The following is a 19139-nucleotide window of genomic DNA, read 5'->3' on the forward strand; positions in this document are numbered from 1 at the left end:
TAGGAGCTGTCCGGGCGATCATGTGACTGCCCTGTGCCTGAGTCGTTGTTGTGTGCATGGGGCGGGGTGATCTGACGGATGCGGAGTGGGAACGGTTGCGGCCGTTCCTGCCGGTGAGCAATAGGCGTTGTGGCCGGTGGCGGGATCACCGGCAGGTGATCGACGGGATTCTGCACCGGGTGCGGACCGGGGTGCACTGGCGGGATCTTCCCGAGCGTTTCGGGCCGTGGAAGACCGTCTATGAACGCCACCGGCTGTGGTCGGCCGACGGCACGTGGGAGCGCCTGCTGCAACAGGTCCAGGCCGCTGCCGATGCCGCGGGCGAGATCGACTGGGACATTTCGGTGGACTCCACCATCGTGCGGGCCCACCAGCACGCGGCCGGTGCCCGGACCGAACCGCCGCCGACACTTGCATCAAAGGGGGCCGAGACGGCAGAACACCAGGGCGAAACGCCGTGGCAGAGCCTGCTCGCCCGGCTGGCGGAGGTGGTGCAGGAGGTGAGGGACTGGGCCGCTCGCGGGGCGGGTTCACCAGCAAACTCCACCTGAGCGCCGACGGCCGGTGCCGTCCATTGTCCCTGTTCATCACGCCGGGGCAACGGGCGGACTGCACCCAGTTCCAGACGGTGCTGGCAAAGATCCGCGTTCCGCGGGTCGGTCCGGGCCGGCCCCGCACGAAGCCCGACAGCATTGCGGCCGACAAGGGATACAGCAACGGCCCGTGCCGCGCATACCTGCGGCGCCGAGGCATCCGGCACACGATCCCGGAGAAGACCGACAGCCGGTCCGCCCGCCTGGGCAAAGGCTCACATGGCGGACGGCCACCCGGTTTCGACGAAGAGCGCTACAAGAAGCGCAACACCGTCGAACGAGCGATCAACAGACTGAAGCAGTACCGAGCCGTGGCCACCCGCTATGACAAGCGCGGCTACGTCTTCCTCGGCACTACAACCAGCGCGGCTCTGCTTATCTGGCTTCGGAGTTGACCAGCGACCTCACAAAGCGATCGGCCGATACGCCAGGGCCTGATCGACTACTTCATCAGCAGAAAGCTCCGGCTCCCGTGGCCAGAAGATCAAGCCGCTGACATGACCGGACGGGCATGCCAGCGCTCTGTCGAGCCGATCCAGCCAGCCGTCCACCTCGTCGTCCGAGGCGTAGTCCGCTTGCATGATCCGCTGCACGAGCGCGACCGCCTCCACGCGACTCATCTCCACAGCACTCATCAAGTCCCTCCACCGGGTCACCCTAGCGGGACGCGTGATCGCCCGGACAGCTCCTAGGCGGGACGCAGTAGGTTGGCGGCGTGAGATTGAGGGTTGAGTTCACCACCGAACCGTTCGACCTCGACGAGGTGCCGCCGCACGCCGTGGCCGCCCGCGAGACCGTCCAGGCCGCCCCGCTGGACGCCGTGGACGTCGGCCCCTTCGGCAACACCGCGGAGGGCGGGAGGGAGGCCGTGCTGGAAGCCGTCGACCGGCTGCTGCGCAGCTCCCTCGAAGCCGGTGCCACCCGGATCTCGCTCCAGGTCAGCGTCCTCGGGGAGGCCGAGGCGTGAGCGTACCGGCCGACCACCCCTTCGCCGCCGCGGTGAAGCCGCTCGTCGACGCCATGGGCGGCGAGATGATCGCCCCCGACCGGGCCCGGGGCGACGATGTGGTGCTCTCCTGGGAGGGCCGTCCGGTGGTCGCCGTAAGGCTGCCGCATCTGTCGGACTCGCTCGACCGCATCCTCGCCGACCTCCAGCGCCGCCACGGCGTACCGCTCTCGGCCCTCGACCGCAAGACCAAGCAGTCCGTGGTCCGCCAGCTCGAGCAGCGCGGCGCGTTCTCGGTGCGCCACGGGGTCGAGACGGTCGCGGAGGCCCTCGGGGTCAGCCGCTTCACCGTCTACAACTACCTCAACCGGGAGAAGGGCGGGGACTGATCATTCCTCGTCGTTGCGCGGGGTTTTTCAACAAACTGTTGACGGTCGGCGCGGGAACCTCCTAGCTTGCGAGAGTGACTTCCAGTGCACCGCCGGGGCTGGCCCGGTTCAACGCGGTGGACGACCGGGACGCCGCCGCGCTGCTGCGCGAGGTGTGCGCCAGCCGGGCCTGGGGCGCGGCGGTGGCCGCCGGGCGGCCGTACGCCACGGTCGGTGAGCTGCTCGACGCCGCCGACGCGGCCATGGCCGGGCTGACCGCCGCCGACCTGGCCGAGGCGATGGCCGCCCATCCGCCCATCGGACGGCCGGCACCGGGCGACGCCGCCTCGGCGCGGGAGCAGAGCGGGGTACGGGACGCGGAGCGCGCGGAGCTGCTGGAGCTGAACCTCGCGTACCAGGAGCGCCACGGCCATGTCTTCCTGATCTGCGCCACCGGCCGCACCGGCGAGGAGATGCTGGCCGCGCTGCGCGAGCGGATCCGGCACGACGCCGACACCGAGCGCGACATCGTCCGTGCCGAACTGGGAAAGATCAACCGCATCCGGCTGACCCGGCTGACGGAAGCGCTGGCGGGAACCCGGACTGAAACCCGGGCGGAGACCCACCCGGGATCCCGGGCGGAAACCCTGGAGGCCTCGCGGGCCCCGGCGGAAGGAGAGCGGTGATGGCGAGCGGTGCCACCTCGGTGTCCACCCACATCCTGGACACCAGCATCGGCCGCCCCGCCGTGGGCGTGGTCGTCGAGCTGTCCGTACGCTCGGGGCCCGGCGCGGAGTGGACGCCGCACGCCGACTCCCTCACCGACGCCGACGGGCGCTGCGCGGACCTGCCCGCCCTCCCCGAAGGCACCACCCACGCACGGCTGCGCTTCGAGACCGGGCCGTATCTGACCCACGCCTTCTTCCCGGAGGTCGCGGTCGCCTTCGCCGTCGAGCCGGGTGAGCACTACCACGTACCGCTGCTGCTCACCCCGTTCGGCTACTCCGTCTACCGAGGGAGCTAGCACCGATGCCCACGCTCGGCCCGAACAGTTACGGCAAAGCCGAAACCCGCGTCGTCCGGGTGGTGCGCGACGGCGCCGTGCACCACCTCAAGGACCTCAATGTCTCGGTGGCGCTCTCCGGGGAGATGGACGAGGTCCACCTCTCCGGCAGCAACGCCAATGTCCTGCCGACCGACACCACCAAGAACACCGTGTACGCCTTCGCCAAGGAGCACGGCATCGACACGGCCGAGGAGTTCGGCATCCGGCTGGCCCGCCACTTCGTCACCAGCCAGGAGCCCATCCACCGCGCCCGCGTCCGTATCGAGGAGTACGCCTGGGAGCGGATCGGGACGGCCGGGAGCGCCGAGCACTCCTTCGTCCGCCGCGGCCAGGAGGTGCGCACCGCCCAGATCACCTTCGACGGCGAGCGCTGGGAGGTGGTCTCCGGGCTCACCGGCCTCACCGTCCTGAACACCACGGACTCCGAGTTCTGGGGCTATGTGAAGGACCGGTACACCACGCTCCCGGAGGCGCGCGACCGGATCCTCGCCACCGATGTGCACGCCCGCTGGCGCTACGGCTGGAGCGAGGACACCCGGCCGACGCCGGACTGGGACCACGGCCACGCCGAGGCGCGCGGCCATCTGCTGAGCGCGTTCGCCGAGACCTACTCGCTCTCGCTCCAGCAGACGCTCTACCAGATGGGCGCGCGGGTGATCGAGCACCGCCCCGAGATCGACGAGATACGCCTCTCACTGCCCAACAAGCATCACTTCCTGGTCGATCTGGAACCCTTCGGCCTCACCAACGACAACGAGGTCTACTTCGCCGCCGACCGGCCGTACGGGCTCATCGAGGCCACCGTGCTGCGGGACGGCGCCGAGCCCCGGATCCCCACCGACTGACAGCTCGCCCGACAGATCCCCACCGACCGATACGACGGGAGGGCCACGCTCCGTGAACCGCATCGTCATCGAGAACTGCGCCGTCGCCACCGTGGACGCCCACGACACCGAGTACGCCTCCGGCCACGTCGTCGTGGCGGGCAACCGCATCGAGTCGGTGGGCGAGGGGCGCGCGCCCGAGGGTCTTGAGGGCGTCGTCCGCCGGGTCGACGGCACGGGGCATCTGGTGACCCCGGGCCTGGTCAACACCCATCACCACTTCTACCAGTGGCTCACCCGCGGCCTCGCCCAGGACAGCAACCTCTTCGACTGGCTGGTCGCGCTCTACCCCGTCTGGGCGCGGATCGACGAGCCGATGGTCCACGCGGCGGCCCGCGGCTCGCTCGCGATGATGGTGCGCGGCGGGGTCACCACCGCCATGGACCACCACTACGTCTTTCCGCGCGGCGCCGGCGATCTGCTGGGCGCCGAGATCCGCGCGGCGCGCGAGCTGGGGGTGCGGTTCACCGCCGCCCGCGGCTCCATGGACCTCGGCACCTCCGACGGCGGGCTGCCGCCGGACTTCGCCGTGGAGTCCATGGAGGACGCGCTGGCCGCCACCGAGGCGGCCGTCGACACCCACCACGACCCGGCGTCCGACGCCATGCTGCGGATCGCGGTCGCGCCCTGCTCACCCTTCTCCGTCACCACCGAACTGCTCCGCGAGTCCGCGGCGCTGGCCCGCCGCAAGGGCGTACGGCTGCACACCCACGGCTCGGAGACGGTGGAGGAGGAGAAGTTCTGCCATGAGCGGTTCGGGATGGGGCCGACCGACTACTTCGAGTCCACCGGCTGGCTGGGCGAGGACGTGTGGATGGCCCACTGCGTCCATATGAACGACACCGACATCCAGGCGTTCGCCCGCACCGGCACCGGGGTGGCCCACTGCCCCTCGTCCAACGCCCGGCTCGCCGCCGGGATCGCCCGCGTCCCCGATCTGCTCGCCGCGGGCGTACCGGTCGGCCTCGGCGTGGACGGCACCGCCTCCAACGAATCCGGTGAGCTCCACACCGAACTGCGCAACGCGCTGCTGATCAACCGGCTCGGCGGCCACCGTGAGAAGGCGCTGAACGTCCGTCAGGCGCTGCGCCTGGGCACCCACGGCGGTGCGCGGGTGCTCGGCCGCCAGGAGGAGATCGGCTCGCTGGAGCCGGGCAAACTGGCCGACCTGGTGCTGTGGAAGCTGGACGGCCTCGGCCACTCGTCCATCGCCGACCCGGTCGCGGCCCTCGTCCTCGGCGCCCCAGCCCCGGTGACCCTGTCCCTGGTGAACGGCGCCCCGGTGGTGGAGTCGGGCCGACTGCTCACGGTGGACGAGGACCAGATCGCGCGGGAGGCGCGCACCGAGGCGCGGCGCCTGGCCCGGATCGCGGAAGCAGACTGAACGTTCGCGCCAATACATCGGATGGGTCGCTGGGGTGGCCGCCTTACAGCGGTCATCAGCGGCCCGTCAGGGCGTTCGGGCCCCGTTGACATCCAACCTTTCCGGTTCTAGGTTCCCGTACGCGGCTGGCCAGCCCTCCTGTCCGACCATCCACGAGCACAGGAGCCGCCATGCGTACGTCCAGACGACGGGCCGTCATCCCCCTCCGAGCGCTCAGCCTTCTGCTCGGCATGGTGCTGGCGACGATCCTCAGCGGCCCTCCCGCCGCCACCGCGGCGCCCACCACCGCGCGGGAGCCCGGACCCGGAACCGACTACGCGACCGACGATCCGTTCACCTCCGCCCGCACCGCCTGGTGGCGGCAGGACCGCTTCGGGATGTTCATCCACTTCGGCGCCTATTCCCAGCTGGAGGGCGAATACCGGCGGGCGGACGGGACCGTCTGCCGTGACGCGGAGTGGATCAAGCGGAACTGCCAGATCCCGATGGACGAGTACGAGGACGCCGCCCAGGACTTCAACCCCTCGTCCTTCGACGCCAAGGCCGTCGTCAAGGCGGCCAAGGACGCCGGGCAGCGCTATATCGTCATCACCTCCAAGCACCACGACGGCTATGCGATGTGGCCCACCAAGCAGAACAGCTGGAATCTGCGCGACCACTCCTCCTTCGACCAACGGCGCGACATCCTGGCCGAGTTGAAGTCCGCCGCCGACGCCGCCGGCATCAAACTCGGCTTCTACTACTCGATCTGGGACTGGCACGACCCCGACTTCGCCGATCCCGCCACCTTCCCGCGCTATGAGAAGCGGATGTACGCCCAGCTCAAGGAGCTGGTCGACAGCTACCATCCGGCGCTGCTCTGGTTCGACGGGGAGTGGGACGCGGACAACCCCACCAACCGCTGGTCCGCGCAGGACGGTGAGCGGCTCCAGTCCTATCTCCACGGGCTCGACCCCGATCTGATCACCAATAACCGGGTCGGCAAGCGGCGCGTGGCCGACGGCGACTACGGAACGCCCGAGCAGGAGATCCCGGACGCGCCGGTGGACGGGCAGCTGTGGGAGAGCTGTATGACCCTCAACGGCCACTGGGGCTTCGCCAAGTACGACCAGGACTGGAAGTCGCCCACCACCCTCACCCGCAATCTCCTCGACATCGCGAGCCGCGGCGGCAACTACCTGCTGAATGTCGGCCCCGACAAACGGGGCCGGGTGCCCCAGCCCTCCGTCGACCGGCTGCGCGAGATCGGCTCCTGGCTGCGGGCCTCGGACCAGGGCCGCGCGGTGTACGGGGCCGGGGCCACCGGGCTGGTGGACGAGCCGTCCTGGGGCGCGGTCAGCCGGTCCGGCGACCGGCTGTACGCGTCCGTCACCTCCTGGCCCGCTGCCGGTCAGCCGCTCCACCTCACCGCGAAGGCACCGTTCACGGTGGTCGGCGCCCGGGTGCTGGGCAGCGGACAGCGGGTCGAGGTGGCGAAGGCGGGCGACGGCTTCGACCTCACCCCCTCCGGCGGGGCGGTCAATGACATCGCCTCGGTGATCGAGCTGACGGTGAAACCGGCCCCGGCCGCGCCCCAGGGGCGGGGCCAGGGGCTCCGGGAGGAGGTCTTCGCCAATGAGGCCTTCACCGGGCCGCCGGCCGTCACCCGGACCGACCCGACCGTCAACCACACCTGGCGGTTCTCCGGCTCCCCGGCCGCCGACGTCCCCGCCGACCACTTCGGCGTCCGCTGGACCGGTTACCTCCAGCCCCGGCACAGCGAGACCTACACCCTCTCGACCGTCTCCGACGACACCGCGCGGGTGTGGATCGACGGCCGTCTGGTCATCGACAGCACCACCCCGCACGGTCCACAGGTCGACAAGGCGACCGTCGCGCTGCGCGCCGGAACCAAGCACGCCATCCGGATCGAGTACACCGAGCAGACCGGTGAGGCGCATATGAAGCTGCTGTGGTCCAGCCCCAGCGTGCCCCAGCAGATCGTGGAGCGCGCGCAGCTGTACACGCCGTAGCGACGGGCAGGGCCCCGGACCGCATCGGTGGCGGTCCGGGGCCCTGCCGTGTGAACGGGCCGCGTCAGTCCAGCAGTTCGTACGCGGGCAGCGTCAGGAACTCCGCGTAGTCCTCGTCCAGCGCGACCCTCAGCAGCAGATCGTGCGCCTGGTCCCACCTGCCCGCGGCGAAGGCGTCCTCGCCGACCTCCTCGCGGATCGCCGCCAGCTCCTCGGCGGCGACCTTACGGACCCGATCGGCGGTGGCCTTCTCGCCGTTCTCGAAGACGATCCCCGCGTTGACCCACTGCCAGATCTGGGAGCGGGAGATCTCGGCGGTGGCCGCGTCCTCCATCAGATTGAAGATCGCGACGGCGCCGAGGCCGCGCAGCCACGCCTCGATATAGCGGATGCCGACCTGTACGGCGTTCCGCAGCCCCTGCTGGGTGGGCTTGGCGTCGAGCGAGGCGATGTCGATCAGCTCGGCGGCGGTGACGTGGACGTCCTCGCGCAGCCGCTCCTTCTGGTGCGGACGGTCGCCGAGGACCGCGTCGAAGGAGGCGCGGGCCACCGGGACCAGATCGGGGTGGGCGACCCAGGAGCCGTCGAAGCCGTCGCCGGCCTCACGGTCCTTGTCGGCCTTGACCTTGTCGAACGCGACGGCGTTGACCTCGGGGTCGCGCCGCGAGGGGATGAAGGCCGCCATGCCGCCGATCGCGTGGGCGCCGCGCTTGTGGCAGGTGCGGACGAGCAGTTCGGTGTAGGCGCGCATGAACGGGGCGGTCATCGTGACCGCGTTGCGGTCCGGGAGGACGAAACCGGGGCCGCCGTCGCGGAAGTTCTTGACGATCGAGAAGAGGTAGTCCCAGCGGCCCGCGTTGAGCCCGGAGGCGTGGTCGCGGAGCTCGTAGAGGATCTCGTCCATCTCGTACGCGGCCGTGATCGTCTCGATCAGAACGGTGGCGCGGATCGTCCCTTGCGGAATCCCGAGGTGGTCCTGCGCGAAGACGAATACGTCGTTCCACAGGCGGGCCTCGAGGTGGGACTCGGTCTTGGGGAGGTAGAAGTACGGCCCCTGGCCCCGGGTGAGCAGCCGCCGGGCGTTGTGGAAGAAGTACAGCCCGAAGTCCACGAGCGCGCCGGGGATCGCGCGGCCGCCGGCGTCGCGCAGATGGCGCTCGTCGAGGTGCCAGCCGCGCGGCCGGGTGACGACGGTGGCCAGCGTGTCGTCGGGCCGCAGGGCGTAGCTCTTGCCCTCGGGGGTGGTGAAGTCGATCCGGCGCTCATAGGCGTCGATCAGATTCAGCTGACCGCCGATCACATTCGCCCAGGTCGGGGCGGAGGCGTCCTCGAAGTCGGCGAGCCAGACCTTGGCGCCGGAGTTGAGGGCGTTGATGGTCATCTTGCGGTCGGTGGGACCGGTGATCTCCACCCGGCGGTCCTCGAGCGCGGGCGGGGCCGGGGCGACGCGCCAGTCGGGGTCGTCCCGGATGTGGGCGGTCTCGGGGAGGAAGTCGAGGGTGCTGGTGCGGGCGATCTCGGCGCGGCGCTCCGCACGGCGCGCGAGGAGCTCGTCCCGGCGTGGGGTGAAGCGGTGGTGGAGCTCGGCCAGGAAGGCCAGGGCCGCGTCGGTCAGCACCTCTCCCTGACGCTCCAGCGGTTCGGCGTCGACGATGGCCAGCGGGGACGGCGCTGATGCGGGCATGGGCTGTCACTCCTTGGGCGAGTCTCGGTTGAACGCTCGCAAGACCTCTGCTTTGCGGATATTAATTTCCTCATGATGGAAGTTCAATCTTCTGTTGAACCGCGCCTGCGCGCCTTGCCCCGTCGGCGCCCCTCACTCCAGCAGCGTCAAGTCCTCGGGGGTGTCGATGTCGTCCGCACGGGCGATATCCGAGCAGTCGACGAGCGTGATCGCGGACTGATGCGCCCGCAGATAGGCGCGTGCCCCCCGGTCGCCCACCGCACTCGCCGCGATGTCCGCCCACCGGTCCGCGCCGAACAGCGCCGGATGCCCCCGCTCCCCGCCGTACGCGGCGGCCGCCAGGGTGGTCGGCGAGCGGTACGCGGCCACCACCCGCGCCACCGCCTCGGCGCCGATCCCCGGCTGGTCCACCAGCGCGACCAGCGCCGCCTTCGCGCCCGTACCGGCCAGTGAGGCGAGCCCGGCCCGCAGCGAGGAGCCCATGCCCTCCTCCCAGTCGGGGTTGTCCACCAGGAGGTACCCGTCCAGCCGGGCCCGCGCCCGTACGGTCCCGGCCGCGGCGCCCAGCACGATGTGCACCGGGGCGCAGCCGCCCTCCCGCAGCGCGTGCGCGGCGTGCTCCACCAGGGGACGCCCCCGATGCGCCAAAAGGGCCTTGGGCCGCCCGCCCAGCCGCCGGCCGCCCCCGGCCGCCAGCACGATCCCGGCGACCTGCGCGGAGTCCTCCGTCGTACGTTCCATGGGCCCTGCTTACCGCACATCGGGGCCGGGCGGGGGCTTCATCCCAGCCGGTCTGATTTTCGCTCTCCGTATAGCGCGTCGTGCACTGAGTGGCGTTAACTGATCCGCGGCCCCTTGTGTCCGAATCCACGCGAGGTGGAGGGTTGGGGCGGTCATGCGGAGAGGGGGCAGGCTCGTGCGAGAGGGCGCGAGGGGGAGAAGGGCAGTGTTGGCCAACGAAGGCGCGAGGCTCTGGGGTGAACCCGGCGCCTTGTCAGTGGAGGGCGCCGCAGTCGTGGAAGTCAGGCGAGTGGCGGGCACCGAGGACGATCCGAGGGCGGCCGAACTGCGCCGTGCCGTGGCCCGGCTCAGGCGCGATCTGGCCGCCCACCCGGCGGAATTACCCGACCGGGCGATCGCGGACGACGAGCTGGCCGCGCTCGACGCCATGGCCCGCACCGGCGCCCCGGAGCTGCACCGGCTGCGCCGCTCGCTGCTCCTCATCGCGGGCGCCCTGGGCTCGGTCAGCGCCCTGGGCCCCGCCCTGACGGGCGTCCGCGCGGCGATCGACCAATTCGGCAGCGTGCCCCGGACGGGCATAGGGAGAGACTGAGCGACCGTCCAACGGGCAACGGTCAAGGCCGCTTTCCGGGCCGGCTCGGCACCCCCGGCGCGCGCCGGGCGGTTGTCCGGGGGCCGCGCGCGCCGGGTGGCTCGGTGGTCCGGGGCCCGCTCGCGCCGGGTGGCGGTTCGGGCGGGCCCGGCCGGTGGCGGCTCAGCGGGCCACCCCCGCTTGCCCGGACGGCCCGCCGTCGCTTCCTCCGCCGTCAGGCGGACCCCGTGCTGGCCAGCGCGTCCGACAGCTCCGCCGCGACCTCCTTGAGGATCGGCACGATCCGTTCCGTGGCCTCGTCGGTCACCCGGCCCGCCGGGCCCGAGATGGAGATGGCCGCCGGGGCGGGGGAGTCGGGCACCGGGACGGCGAGGCAGCGCACGCCCATCTCCTGCTCGTTGTCGTCCACCGCGTAGCCGTGCTCGTGGACCTGCCGCAGCGCCTCGAGGAACCCGTCCGGCGAGGTGATCGTCTTCTCCGTCGCCGCGGGCATACCGGTGCGGGCCAGCAGGGCGCGCACCTCCTCGGGGGGCGTGTCCGCCAGCAGCGCCTTGCCGACTCCCGTGGTGTGGGGCAGCACCCGCCGCCCGACCTCGGTGAACATCCGCATCGAGTGGCGCGAGGGCACCTGCGCGACGTACACCACCTCATCGCCGTCCAGCAGCGCCATGTTCGCGGTCTCGCCCGTCTCCTCCACCAGCCGCGCCAGATACGGCCGCGCCCAGCTGCCCAGCAGCCGGGACGAGCTCTCGCCGAGCCGGATCAGCCGGGGCCCCAGGGCGTACCGGCGGTTCGGCTGCTGGCGCACATATCCGCAGGCCACCAAGGTGCGCATGAGTCGGTGGATGGTGGGCAGGGGAAGTCCACTGCTGGCGGAGAGCTCGCTCAGTCCGACCTCGCCCCCGGCGTCGGCCATCCGCTCCAGCAGATCGAAGGCGCGCTCCAGGGACTGGACGCCACCGGATCCGGCGGTGGTGGCGGCGGTCTTGGACTCGGCGGACGGCACGTCGGTGTTCCTTTCACAGCGGTCGGCACCGGCCCGCACACGGTGACGATCCGCTGCCGACCGGCCACGGGCAGCCTACCGGTCCCCGGCGACGCCCACAGCGGGCTTGGAAATGCTGTCGGTGCCGGTCACGGCCGGTATAGGGGACTGGCCATGATCGGCCGATGCCGGAATACCGGGTTCCCTCGACGCCGGTGGCGGCGCTGGCTAGGTTCTCTGTATCGAAAGTCAACTTTCATCATACGGAATCGATGTCCTGAATCACTGGACCGGAACCGCTGCGGGAGTCCCATGCGCATCCTCGTGCTGAACCCCAACACCACCGCCTCCATGACGGCCTCGATCCGGGCCATCGCGGAGGCGAGCGCGAGCCCCGGCACCGAGATCGTGGCCACCGAGCCGCTGTGGGGGCCCGAGTCGATCGAGGGCCACTTCGAGGGCTATCTCAGCGCCGCCGCCGTACTGGACCGACTGGCCACGTACGACGAGCCCTTCGACGCCCTCGTGATGGCCGGCTTCGGCGAGCCGGGCCGCGAGGGGGCGCAGGAACTCCTCGACGTACCGGTCCTCGACATCACCGAGTCCGCTGCCCAGATGGCCATGATGCTCGGCCACGCCTACGGGGTCGTCACCACTCTCGACCGGGCCGTACCGCAGATCAGGGACCGGCTGCTCATCGCCGGGCTGGCGCAGCGCTGCGCGGCGGTGCGCGGCACCGGCCTGGGCGTGCTGGAGCTGGAGGAAGACCCGGAGCGGACCGTCGAGGCCATCGTGCGGACCGCGCGCGAGGTGGTGGAGCGGGACGGCGCCGAGGTGATCTGCCTGGGGTGCGGTGGCATGGCCGGGCTCCAGGACCAGGTCTCGGCGGCGCTGGGCGGGGTCCCGGTCGTGGACGGCGTCGCCGCCGCGGTGCGGTTCGCCGAGTCGGTGGTCGGGCTCGGTCTCTCCACCAGCAAGGTGCGCACCTTCGCCCCGCCCCGTCCCAAGGCCATCGGCGGCTGGCCTGTCAGCGCCCGGCCGTCCTGATCCCACGGGTGAGTCCGCGGGCAACGTCGGCGTAATCGAACGGCAACACCTTCAAGGCACCGTCATGCGGAAAAGTTATTCCGGACGACTCTTATGGAGGGCGCCATGGCATCACCCGTCGAACCGGACCCCCGTCTCCACAACGAAGACCTCGCGCCCGCCGTGGAGCGCAAGTGGGGAACGTACAGCATCTTCGCCATGTGGATGTCCGACACCCATGCGATCAGCAACTACACCTTCGCGGCGAGCCTGTTTGTGCTGGGGCTGCCCACCTGGGAGGTCTTCCTGTCCCTGCTGGCCGGTGTCACCATTCTCTACTGGTTCATGAACCGCATGGGCCATGCCGGCCATCGCACCGGAGTGCCCTTCCCCGTGCTGGCACGGGCCAGCTGGGGTGTGTACGGGGCCAATATCCCCGCCCTTCTGCGGGCGGTGATGGCGGTCGCCTGGTACGGCATCCAGACCTGGCTGGCGTCGGAGGCGTTGATCCTCCTCGGCGTCCAACTGGCGCCCTCGCTCGCCGAATACGACCACAACTCCGTCTTCGGGCTGTCCACCCTCGGCTGGATCGCCTTCCTGGTGATGTGGCTGCTCCAGGCGGTGCTGCTCACCCGGGGCATGGAGTTCATCCGCAAGGTGCAGGACCTCGCCACCGGCCCGGTGGTCTGGCTGGTCATGCTCGCGCTCGCCGTGTGGCTGATCGCCAAGGCGGGTGGCGACATCTCGCTCACCGACAGCCTGACCGGGCTGAGCGGGCGCGAGCAGCTCCACCAGAGCCTGATCGCGGTCAGCCTGACCGTCGCCACCTTCCTCACCCTCGTGCTCAACTACGCCGACTTCGCGCGCTTCACCCCGGACCACCGGGCCTACCGGCGCGGCAATCTGCTGGGACTGCCGGTGAACTTCACCGCCTTCGCCGTCGTCTCGGTGCTGATGACGGCCGGCACCATCTCGGTCTTCGGCGAGGCGATCTCCGATCCGGTCCAGGTCATCGCGCGGATCGACAACCCGGTGGTCACGGTGGTCGGCGCGCTGTCCTTCATGGTCGCCACCATCGGCATCAACGTCGTGGCGAACTTCGTCTCGCCCGCGTACGACTTCGCCAACCTCGCGCCGAAGTACCTCGACTTCCGGCGCGGGGGCATGATCACGGCGGTGCTCGCGATCGTGGTCATGCCATGGAAGCTCTACTCGAGCCCGGTCGTCATCCAGTACTTCCTGGGCGCTCTCGGCGCCTTCCTCGGCCCGCTGGTCGCCGTGCTGCTCGTGGACTACTACCTGGTGCGGCGCGGAAACATCGATGTCGACGCGCTCTTCAGTGCCGACAAGGCGGGGGCGTACTACTACCGCAAGGGTTTCAACCCGGAGGCGATCATCGCCTTCGTGCCCTCCGCCACGGTCTCGGCGGTGTTGGCCCTGGTCAAGGGGTTCGAGGATGTGGCCCCGTTCTCCTGGGTCTTCGGAATGGCCATCGCCGGGGTCATCTATGCCGTGAGGTCCGCGAAGGTCCGCGTCGGTGGCGAACTGGCCGATGTACCGATTCCCTCGCAGGTCACGGCGGGCAGGGCCTTGACCGGACCGACGGCGGAGTGAAAAATGCAACGAAAAATGAATTCCGGTTAGCGGAAAATCCGGAGTTGGCGGGTGAGGAGGATGTCGGTGTCCGACGTCGAGCTGGTGCTGCGCTCGGCCAACGTGGTCACGCCGGACGGCCCGCGCGCGGCCTCCGTGTCCGTCGCCGACGGCCGCATCGTGGCCGTCGGGCCGTATGACGCCCCGGATCCGGAGGGCGCGCGGGTCGAGGACCTCGGCGACGACGTCCTGCTCCCCGGCCTCGTCGACACCCACGTCCATGTCAACGACCCCGGCCGCACCGCATGGGAGGGTTTCGGCTCGGCCACCCGCGCCGCCGCGGCCGGCGGCGTCACCACCCTCGTCGACATGCCGCTCAACAGCGTCCCGCCGACCACCACCGTCCCGGCCCTGGAGGTCAAACGGGCCGTCGCCCGGCGGTCGGCCCATGTCGACATCGGGTTCTGGGGCGGGGCCGTGCCCGGGAACGTCCCCGAGCTACGGCCGCTGCACGACGCGGGCGTCCTCGGCTTCAAGGCGTTCCTGCTCCCCTCCGGCGTGGACGAATTCCCGCCACTCGACCCCGACCGGCTCCGGACCGCCCTCCGCGAGATCGCGAGCTTCGGCGGACTGCTGATCGTCCACGCCGAGGACGCCCGCCTCATCGACGGCGCCCCGCCGCCCACCGGCCCGCGCTACGCCGACTTCCTCGCCTCCCGCCCGCGCACCGCCGAGAACGAGGCCATCGCGGGTCTCATCGCCCTCGCCCGCGAGCTGGACGCCCGCGTCCACGTCCTGCACCTCTCGTCCGCCGAGGCGCTGCCGCTGATCGCCGGCGCACGGCGCGAGGGCGTCCGGATCACCGTGGAGACCTGCCCGCACTTCCTGACCCTCACCGCCGAGGAAGTCCCCGACGGTGCCACGGAGTTCAAATGCTGTCCGCCCATCCGGGAGGCCGCCAACCAGGACGCGCTGTGGGCGGGCCTGGCGGCCGGGGACATCGACTGCGTGGTATCCGACCACTCGCCCTGCACGGCCGAACTCAAGGTCGACGACTTCGGGCGGGCCTGGGGCGGCATCTCCTCGCTCCAGCTCGGGCTCCCCGCCGTCTGGACGGCGGCCCGGCGGCGCGGCCACACCCTCCACGACGTGGCCCGCTGGATGTCCACCGGCCCCGCCGCGCTCGTCGGTCTCGACCGTAAGGGCGCCATCGAGCCCGGGCGCGACGCCGACTTCGCGGTCCTCGCCCCCGACGAGACCTTCACCGTCGACCCCGCCGCCCTCCACCACCGCAACCAGGTCACCGCCTATGCGGGCAGAACGCTGTACGGCGTCGTACGGTCCACATGGCTGCGCGGCCGGAAGATCGCCGACCACGGCACGCCGACGGATCCCACCGGCCGACTCCTGGAAAGGCAAGCCCGCACATGACCGCGCCGATGGAAAGGCAGCCCCGCACATGACCGCGCCGATCCCCCGCTTCACCGGCGACGCCGCCCCGTACGGCGGTGGCGATCCGTACGCCGACTACCGGACCGCCGACCTCCCCTTCACCCATCTCGTGGACCTGGCCGACCGGCGGCTCGGCGGAAGCGTGATCGCGGCCAACGACGAGTTCTTCGCCGAGCGCGAGAACCTGCTGAAGCCCGAGGACCCGCGCTTCGACCCCGAGTCCTTCGGCCACAAGGGCAAGGTCATGGACGGCTGGGAGACCCGGCGGCGGCGCGGGGCCTCGGCCGGCACCCCGCACCCGGCCGAGGACGACCACGACTGGGCCCTGATCCGCCTCGGCGCGCCCGGGGTCGTCCACGGCATCGTCGTCGACACCGCCCACTTCCGCGGCAACTACCCGCGCGCGGTGAGCGTCGAGGCCACGGCGGTGGACGGCACGCCGTCCCCCGAGGAGCTCCTCGCCGACGACGTCGTATGGACCGAGCTCGTCCCCCGTACGCAGATCGGCGGCCACGCGGCCAACGGCTTCCCCGTCTCCGTACGCCGCCGCTTCACCCACCTCCGCCTCAAGCAGCACCCCGACGGCGGCATCGCCCGCCTCCGCGTCCACGGCGAGGCCGCCCCAGACCCGGCGTGGCTCACCGCCCTCGGCACCTTCGACCTGGTGGCGCTGGAGTACGGCGGCGCGGCCGAGGACGCCTCCGACCGCTTCTACTCCCCGCCCGCCAACTCCATCGGGCCGGGCCGCCCCCGCCGGATGGACGAGGGCTGGGAGACCCGCCGGCGCCGCGACACCGGCCACGACTGGGTCCGCTACCGCCTCGCCGCCCAGGGGACCATCCGCGCCGTGGAGATCGACACCGGCTGCTACAAGGGCAACGCACCGGGCTGGGCGGCGCTGTACGGCCTCGACGCGACCACCGGCGCGGACCCGGCCAACCCCACGGCCCCGGCCTGGACCGAACTCCTGCCCCGCACCCCCCTCCAGCCCGACACGGTCCACCGCTTCCTCCTGAACGCGTCCCCACCGGTGACCCACGTCCGGATCGACATCTACCCGGACGGCGGCGTGGCCCGCCTACGGCTGCACGGCTCGCTGACGGAGGAGGGCGCGAGGCGGCTGGCGGCGCGCCATGCGGAGCTGGGCGGCTAGTGGCACTTCGTCGAGCTCTAGCGCCGGTCGGCGTCGAGTGACGCGGTGTGCTCCCGCACCTGCCGCGGTGTCAGGTAGGCGTCGGTCTGTTCGAAGTGCCGCAGCGACGGGTGTTCCTCGGAGAGGAACCCGATCCGTACGAAGTCGTCGCCCGCGGCGGCGTTCAGTATCCAGTTCGTCAACGCCCGCGCCTTGGCGACATTGGTGCGCATCGCCCCCACGTGGTAGCCCCGGGTCACCGCCTGCGCGGGCATCCCGCGCAGCTCGACGCCCACCGGCTTGGCGACCGCGTCCCTCCCGCCCAGGTCGACCACCAGACCGAGGTCCCTGTGCCGGTAGGACCGAAGCGGCTCGCCGCGGAGCGTGGCGATGACGTTGTCCGCCACTGTCCTGGCCTGCCGGTGGGCGTGCTGCGCGGTGGGCGGGCAGACCGCGCCGTCGCCCCCCTTCAGGTCGGGTACGGCGGCGCCGTCGCCCAGCGCGAAGACGCCGTCGAAGCCGGGCAGCGTCATCTGCGCGGTGGCGGTGAGCCGTCCATGGACCGTCTCGGCCCCCAGCGTTCCCACCAGCGGGCTGGCGACCACTCCCGCGGTCCAGATCAAGGTCCGGGTGGGGACGACCCGGCCGTCGGTGAAGGTGACCTGGTCCGGCCTCGCCTCGGCGACGGACACGCCGAGCGAGATCTCCACCCCGCGCCGCTGGAGCACCTCCATCGCGCTGCGGCCGAGCTTGTCGCCCAGCTCGGGCATGAGTTTCGGCGCGATGTCAATCAGGTGCCACCTGATCAGGCCCGGATCGAGCCGTGGGTAGCGCCGCGCCGCGTGGGTGGTGAGCCGCTGTAGACAGGCCGCCGTCTCAGTGCCCGCGTAGCCGCCTCCGACGACGACGAACTGTAGTCGGGAGATCTTCTCCTGCTCGTCGACAGCGGCGTCGGCCAGGTCGAGCTGGGCGATGACGTGGTCCCTCAGGTACGCGGCCTCGGCGAGCGTCTTCATGCCGCGCCCGTGTTCCTTCAGGCCGGGGATGTCGAAGGTGCGGGTCACGCTGCCGGGCGCGAGCACGATGTAGTCGTAGCGCTCGTTCGTCAGTTCCCCGGTGATCCGGCGGACGACGCAGACCTTGGCTCGGGCGTCCACGCCGATGGCGAGGCCCGGGATGATCCTGGTGCGGTACCTTCCGCGGCGCAGCGAGAGCGCCACCGACTGCGGAGTGAGTACGCCCGCCGCGACCTGCGGCAGCAGCGGCAGATACAGCTGGTAGGAGACCGGCGTGATGAGCGCGATGTCCGCCTCGCCGGGAGCCAGCCGGCGCTCCAGACGGCCTACGCAGGCGACGCCCGCGAAGCCTGCGCCCACCACGAGAATCCTGGGTCGCGCCACGGTGTCCCTCCCTTCTCGGGAGCTGCGCTTGCGGGATGCCGACTCATTGCGGCCGGCTTCACAAGGCTCCGGCATTCGGTTCCTCTCACCCATCCTCGTGACTCACGGCAAGATGTGCGCGCCGAGGTGAGGAGGCCGGGGGTCTCAGCGACAGCTCCGGGAAGGGAACCGGGGCTGGTCAAGGCCGCAGGAGGCCCTTGGAACGCGGCGCCTGGCGTCCGCCCGTCCTCCGGGTGCGGCGCACCGCGGATCACGAGTTCGGATGGCTACTCTGGATCCGCGAACCGGAGGAGGTTGCGTCTGCATGGGTGACGGGCACGCGCCGGGGCCGTCTGGGCGGGAGGACGTGCTCGGGGCCGACTGGGAGAGCCACCGGCCCGCGGTCTTCGGTGTGGCCTACCGCCTGCTGGGGAGCGTGGCCGATGCCGAGGACGTGACCCACGATGTGTGGTTGCGGGCGGCCGGAGCGGATCTGCGGGACGTCGGTGATCCGAGGGCCTGGTTGGTCACGATGGCCGCGCGGCGGTCGTACGACATTCTCAAGAGTGCCCGTTTCCGCCGGGAGACCTACGTCGGGCCGTGGCTGCCGGAACCGCTGCTGACGGGACCGGACGCATCCGAGCCGGTCCTTGTCGACGAGTCCGTCAGTTCGGCGATGCTCCTGATCATGGAGGAGCTGAGCCCACCGGAGCGGGTGGCCTTCGTCCTGCACGATGTCTTCGGCCTTGAGTTCGGCCGGATCGCCGAGGTGCTGGATGTCTCCGTGCCGGGTGCCCGGCAGCTCGCCTCGCGGGCACGGCGGCGGGTGGCCAAGGCGAAGCAGTCCACGCCGCAGGCGTCGAAAGCGGAGCGTGAACGCGTACTCGCGGTCTTCCGCGCCGCGTACGAGGCCGGGGACCTGGCCGGCCTGGTGAAGCTGCTGCACCCGGACGCTGTCTACGTCACCGACGGCGGCGGCAAGGCCGCCGCGGCGCGCAAGCTCATCCACGGAGGTGAGCGCGTCGCCGAGGTGATGGTGCGGGTGGGCCGCCAGTGGCGTCCGGACCGCATCGACCTCGTCGAGGTCGGCGGCGAGCTCGCCCTGGTGTTCCACCGGGAGGGCCGTGTCTACTCCGTGGATACGCTACAGATCACGGACGGTCTGATAGCCGCGTACCGCAGGGTCATCAACCCGGACAAGCTTTCACACCTCTGAGCTGTCACACCCCGAGGGGCTGCCTCGTCTCCCTGATGAGAACCAGACGAGCCGCGATGAGCCCGGTGTGAAGGGGCCGCGCGCTC

19 protein-coding genes are annotated in these 19139 nt (G+C 71.1%); 14 read left to right on the forward strand and 5 right to left on the reverse strand.

Annotation, left to right across the window (positions count from 1 at the left end; all coding sequences use genetic code 11):
- The first annotated feature begins 56 nt into the window (after positions 1 to 56).
- A protein-coding gene (locus tag ACT2CW_RS48765) for an IS5 family transposase (RefSeq protein ID WP_445516655.1) occupies positions 57 to 988 on the forward strand; the annotation gives its coding sequence in 2 pieces (ribosomal slippage) (positions 57 to 434 and positions 437 to 988; 930 coding nt in all).
- Positions 989 to 997: 9 nt separating this feature from the next.
- Here ACT2CW_RS48765 and ACT2CW_RS48770 read toward each other — a convergent pair.
- The gene (locus ACT2CW_RS48770; protein ID WP_445516656.1) at positions 998 to 1228 is read right to left on the reverse strand and encodes an e9imm peptide; all 231 of its coding nucleotides are present in this window, start codon (positions 1226 to 1228) and stop codon (positions 998 to 1000) included.
- A gap of 80 nt (positions 1229 to 1308) precedes the next feature.
- On the opposite strand from ACT2CW_RS48770, the gene ACT2CW_RS48775 reads away from it, so the two are divergent.
- The 7 genes from ACT2CW_RS48775 (at position 1309) to ACT2CW_RS48805 (ending at position 7253) form a co-directional block, all read left to right on the forward strand.
- The gene (locus ACT2CW_RS48775) at positions 1309 to 1560 is read left to right on the forward strand and encodes a hypothetical protein (RefSeq protein WP_164427815.1); all 252 of its coding nucleotides are present in this window, start codon (positions 1309 to 1311) and stop codon (positions 1558 to 1560) included.
- Complete coding sequence (locus tag ACT2CW_RS48780; protein ID WP_164427817.1) at positions 1557 to 1928, forward strand: helix-turn-helix domain-containing protein; 372 nt, start codon at positions 1557 to 1559, stop codon at positions 1926 to 1928. Before ACT2CW_RS48775 ends, ACT2CW_RS48780 begins: the two co-directional genes overlap by 4 nt.
- Before the next feature lie 74 nt (positions 1929 to 2002).
- Complete coding sequence (gene uraD, locus ACT2CW_RS48785) at positions 2003 to 2593, forward strand: 2-oxo-4-hydroxy-4-carboxy-5-ureidoimidazoline decarboxylase (protein ID WP_445521257.1); 591 nt, start codon at positions 2003 to 2005, stop codon at positions 2591 to 2593.
- Positions 2593 to 2931 (forward strand): hydroxyisourate hydrolase, encoded by a 339-nt coding sequence (uraH, locus tag ACT2CW_RS48790; RefSeq protein ID WP_164427820.1) that lies wholly within the window; start codon positions 2593 to 2595, stop codon positions 2929 to 2931. The genes uraD and uraH overlap by 1 nt, the downstream gene beginning before the upstream one ends.
- 5 nt (positions 2932 to 2936) lie before the next feature.
- Positions 2937 to 3818, forward strand: coding sequence for a factor-independent urate hydroxylase (pucL, locus tag ACT2CW_RS48795; protein WP_445521258.1), 882 nt, complete (start codon positions 2937 to 2939; stop codon positions 3816 to 3818).
- A 52-nt stretch (positions 3819 to 3870) separates the two neighbouring features.
- A complete protein-coding gene (locus tag ACT2CW_RS48800) occupies positions 3871 to 5241 on the forward strand; it encodes an 8-oxoguanine deaminase (protein ID WP_445521259.1) in 1371 nt (456 codons plus the stop codon).
- A 170-nt stretch (positions 5242 to 5411) separates the two neighbouring features.
- The gene (locus ACT2CW_RS48805; protein ID WP_445521260.1) at positions 5412 to 7253 is read left to right on the forward strand and encodes an alpha-L-fucosidase; all 1842 of its coding nucleotides are present in this window, start codon (positions 5412 to 5414) and stop codon (positions 7251 to 7253) included.
- Positions 7254 to 7317: 64 nt separating this feature from the next.
- On the opposite strand, the gene aceB is transcribed toward ACT2CW_RS48805, so the two are convergent.
- A complete protein-coding gene (gene aceB, locus ACT2CW_RS48810) occupies positions 7318 to 8937 on the reverse strand; it encodes a malate synthase A (RefSeq protein WP_445521261.1) in 1620 nt (539 codons plus the stop codon).
- Positions 8938 to 9069: 132 nt separating this feature from the next.
- Positions 9070 to 9678, reverse strand: a complete 609-nt coding sequence (locus tag ACT2CW_RS48815; protein ID WP_445521262.1) for a nucleotidyltransferase family protein — start codon at positions 9676 to 9678, stop codon at positions 9070 to 9072.
- A gap of 205 nt (positions 9679 to 9883) precedes the next feature.
- Here ACT2CW_RS48815 and ACT2CW_RS48820 point away from each other — a divergent pair, with 205 nt between their 5' ends.
- Positions 9884 to 10270 carry a DUF5955 family protein gene (locus ACT2CW_RS48820; protein WP_372455196.1) on the forward strand — a complete coding sequence of 129 codons (387 nt, stop codon included), beginning with the start codon at positions 9884 to 9886 and terminating at the stop codon, positions 10268 to 10270.
- A gap of 214 nt (positions 10271 to 10484) precedes the next feature.
- Here ACT2CW_RS48820 and ACT2CW_RS48825 read toward each other — a convergent pair whose 3' ends face one another.
- Positions 10485 to 11276, reverse strand: a complete 792-nt coding sequence (locus ACT2CW_RS48825) for an IclR family transcriptional regulator (protein ID WP_138916985.1) — start codon at positions 11274 to 11276, stop codon at positions 10485 to 10487.
- Positions 11277 to 11567: 291 nt separating this feature from the next.
- Here ACT2CW_RS48825 and ACT2CW_RS48830 point away from each other — a divergent pair, with 291 nt between their 5' ends.
- The 4 genes from ACT2CW_RS48830 (at position 11568) to alc (ending at position 16479) form a co-directional block, all read left to right on the forward strand.
- Positions 11568 to 12302: an aspartate/glutamate racemase family protein gene (locus ACT2CW_RS48830; RefSeq protein ID WP_445521263.1), complete on the forward strand. Its 735-nt coding sequence runs from the start codon at positions 11568 to 11570 to the stop codon at positions 12300 to 12302.
- 105 nt (positions 12303 to 12407) lie between these two features.
- The gene (locus tag ACT2CW_RS48835; RefSeq protein WP_445521264.1) at positions 12408 to 13895 is read left to right on the forward strand and encodes an NCS1 family nucleobase:cation symporter-1; all 1488 of its coding nucleotides are present in this window, start codon (positions 12408 to 12410) and stop codon (positions 13893 to 13895) included.
- Between the two features lie 60 nt (positions 13896 to 13955).
- Positions 13956 to 15305: an allantoinase AllB gene (gene allB / locus ACT2CW_RS48840; protein WP_445521265.1), complete on the forward strand. Its 1350-nt coding sequence runs from the start codon at positions 13956 to 13958 to the stop codon at positions 15303 to 15305.
- A gap of 28 nt (positions 15306 to 15333) precedes the next feature.
- The gene (gene alc / locus ACT2CW_RS48845; RefSeq protein ID WP_445521266.1) at positions 15334 to 16479 is read left to right on the forward strand and encodes an allantoicase; all 1146 of its coding nucleotides are present in this window, start codon (positions 15334 to 15336) and stop codon (positions 16477 to 16479) included.
- A 17-nt stretch (positions 16480 to 16496) separates the two neighbouring features.
- Here the strand turns inward: alc and ACT2CW_RS48850 are convergent, their stop codons facing one another.
- Positions 16497 to 17858 carry an NAD(P)/FAD-dependent oxidoreductase gene (locus ACT2CW_RS48850; protein WP_445521267.1) on the reverse strand — a complete coding sequence of 454 codons (1362 nt, stop codon included), beginning with the start codon at positions 17856 to 17858 and terminating at the stop codon, positions 16497 to 16499.
- A gap of 304 nt (positions 17859 to 18162) precedes the next feature.
- Between ACT2CW_RS48850 and sigJ the strand changes: the two genes are divergently transcribed.
- Positions 18163 to 19053, forward strand: coding sequence for an RNA polymerase sigma factor SigJ (gene sigJ / locus ACT2CW_RS48855; protein ID WP_445521268.1), 891 nt, complete (start codon positions 18163 to 18165; stop codon positions 19051 to 19053).
- Positions 19054 to 19139 lie beyond the last annotated feature (86 nt).

Source organism: Streptomyces sp. NEAU-174 (assembly GCF_052665095.1).

What these genes read in the sequence shown, in the direction of transcription:
- ACT2CW_RS48770 (WP_445516656.1), bottom strand. Translation starts at nt 1,228, where the DNA reads ATGAGTGCTGTGGAGATGAGTCGCGTGGAGGCGGTCGCGCTCGTGCAG.
- uraH (WP_164427820.1), top strand. Translation starts at nt 2,593, where the DNA reads ATGGCGAGCGGTGCCACCTCGGTGTCCACCCACATCCTGGACACCAGC.
- pucL (WP_445521258.1), top strand. Translation starts at nt 2,937, where the DNA reads ATGCCCACGCTCGGCCCGAACAGTTACGGCAAAGCCGAAACCCGCGTC.
- ACT2CW_RS48805 (WP_445521260.1), top strand. Translation starts at nt 5,412, where the DNA reads ATGCGTACGTCCAGACGACGGGCCGTCATCCCCCTCCGAGCGCTCAGC.
- aceB (WP_445521261.1), bottom strand. Translation starts at nt 8,937, where the DNA reads ATGCCCGCATCAGCGCCGTCCCCGCTGGCCATCGTCGACGCCGAACCG.
- ACT2CW_RS48815 (WP_445521262.1), bottom strand. Translation starts at nt 9,678, where the DNA reads ATGGAACGTACGACGGAGGACTCCGCGCAGGTCGCCGGGATCGTGCTG.
- ACT2CW_RS48830 (WP_445521263.1), top strand. Translation starts at nt 11,568, where the DNA reads ATGCGCATCCTCGTGCTGAACCCCAACACCACCGCCTCCATGACGGCC.
- ACT2CW_RS48835 (WP_445521264.1), top strand. Translation starts at nt 12,408, where the DNA reads ATGGCATCACCCGTCGAACCGGACCCCCGTCTCCACAACGAAGACCTC.
- allB (WP_445521265.1), top strand. Translation starts at nt 13,956, where the DNA reads ATGTCGGTGTCCGACGTCGAGCTGGTGCTGCGCTCGGCCAACGTGGTC.
- alc (WP_445521266.1), top strand. Translation starts at nt 15,334, where the DNA reads ATGACCGCGCCGATCCCCCGCTTCACCGGCGACGCCGCCCCGTACGGC.
- sigJ (WP_445521268.1), top strand. Translation starts at nt 18,163, where the DNA reads ATGGGTGACGGGCACGCGCCGGGGCCGTCTGGGCGGGAGGACGTGCTC.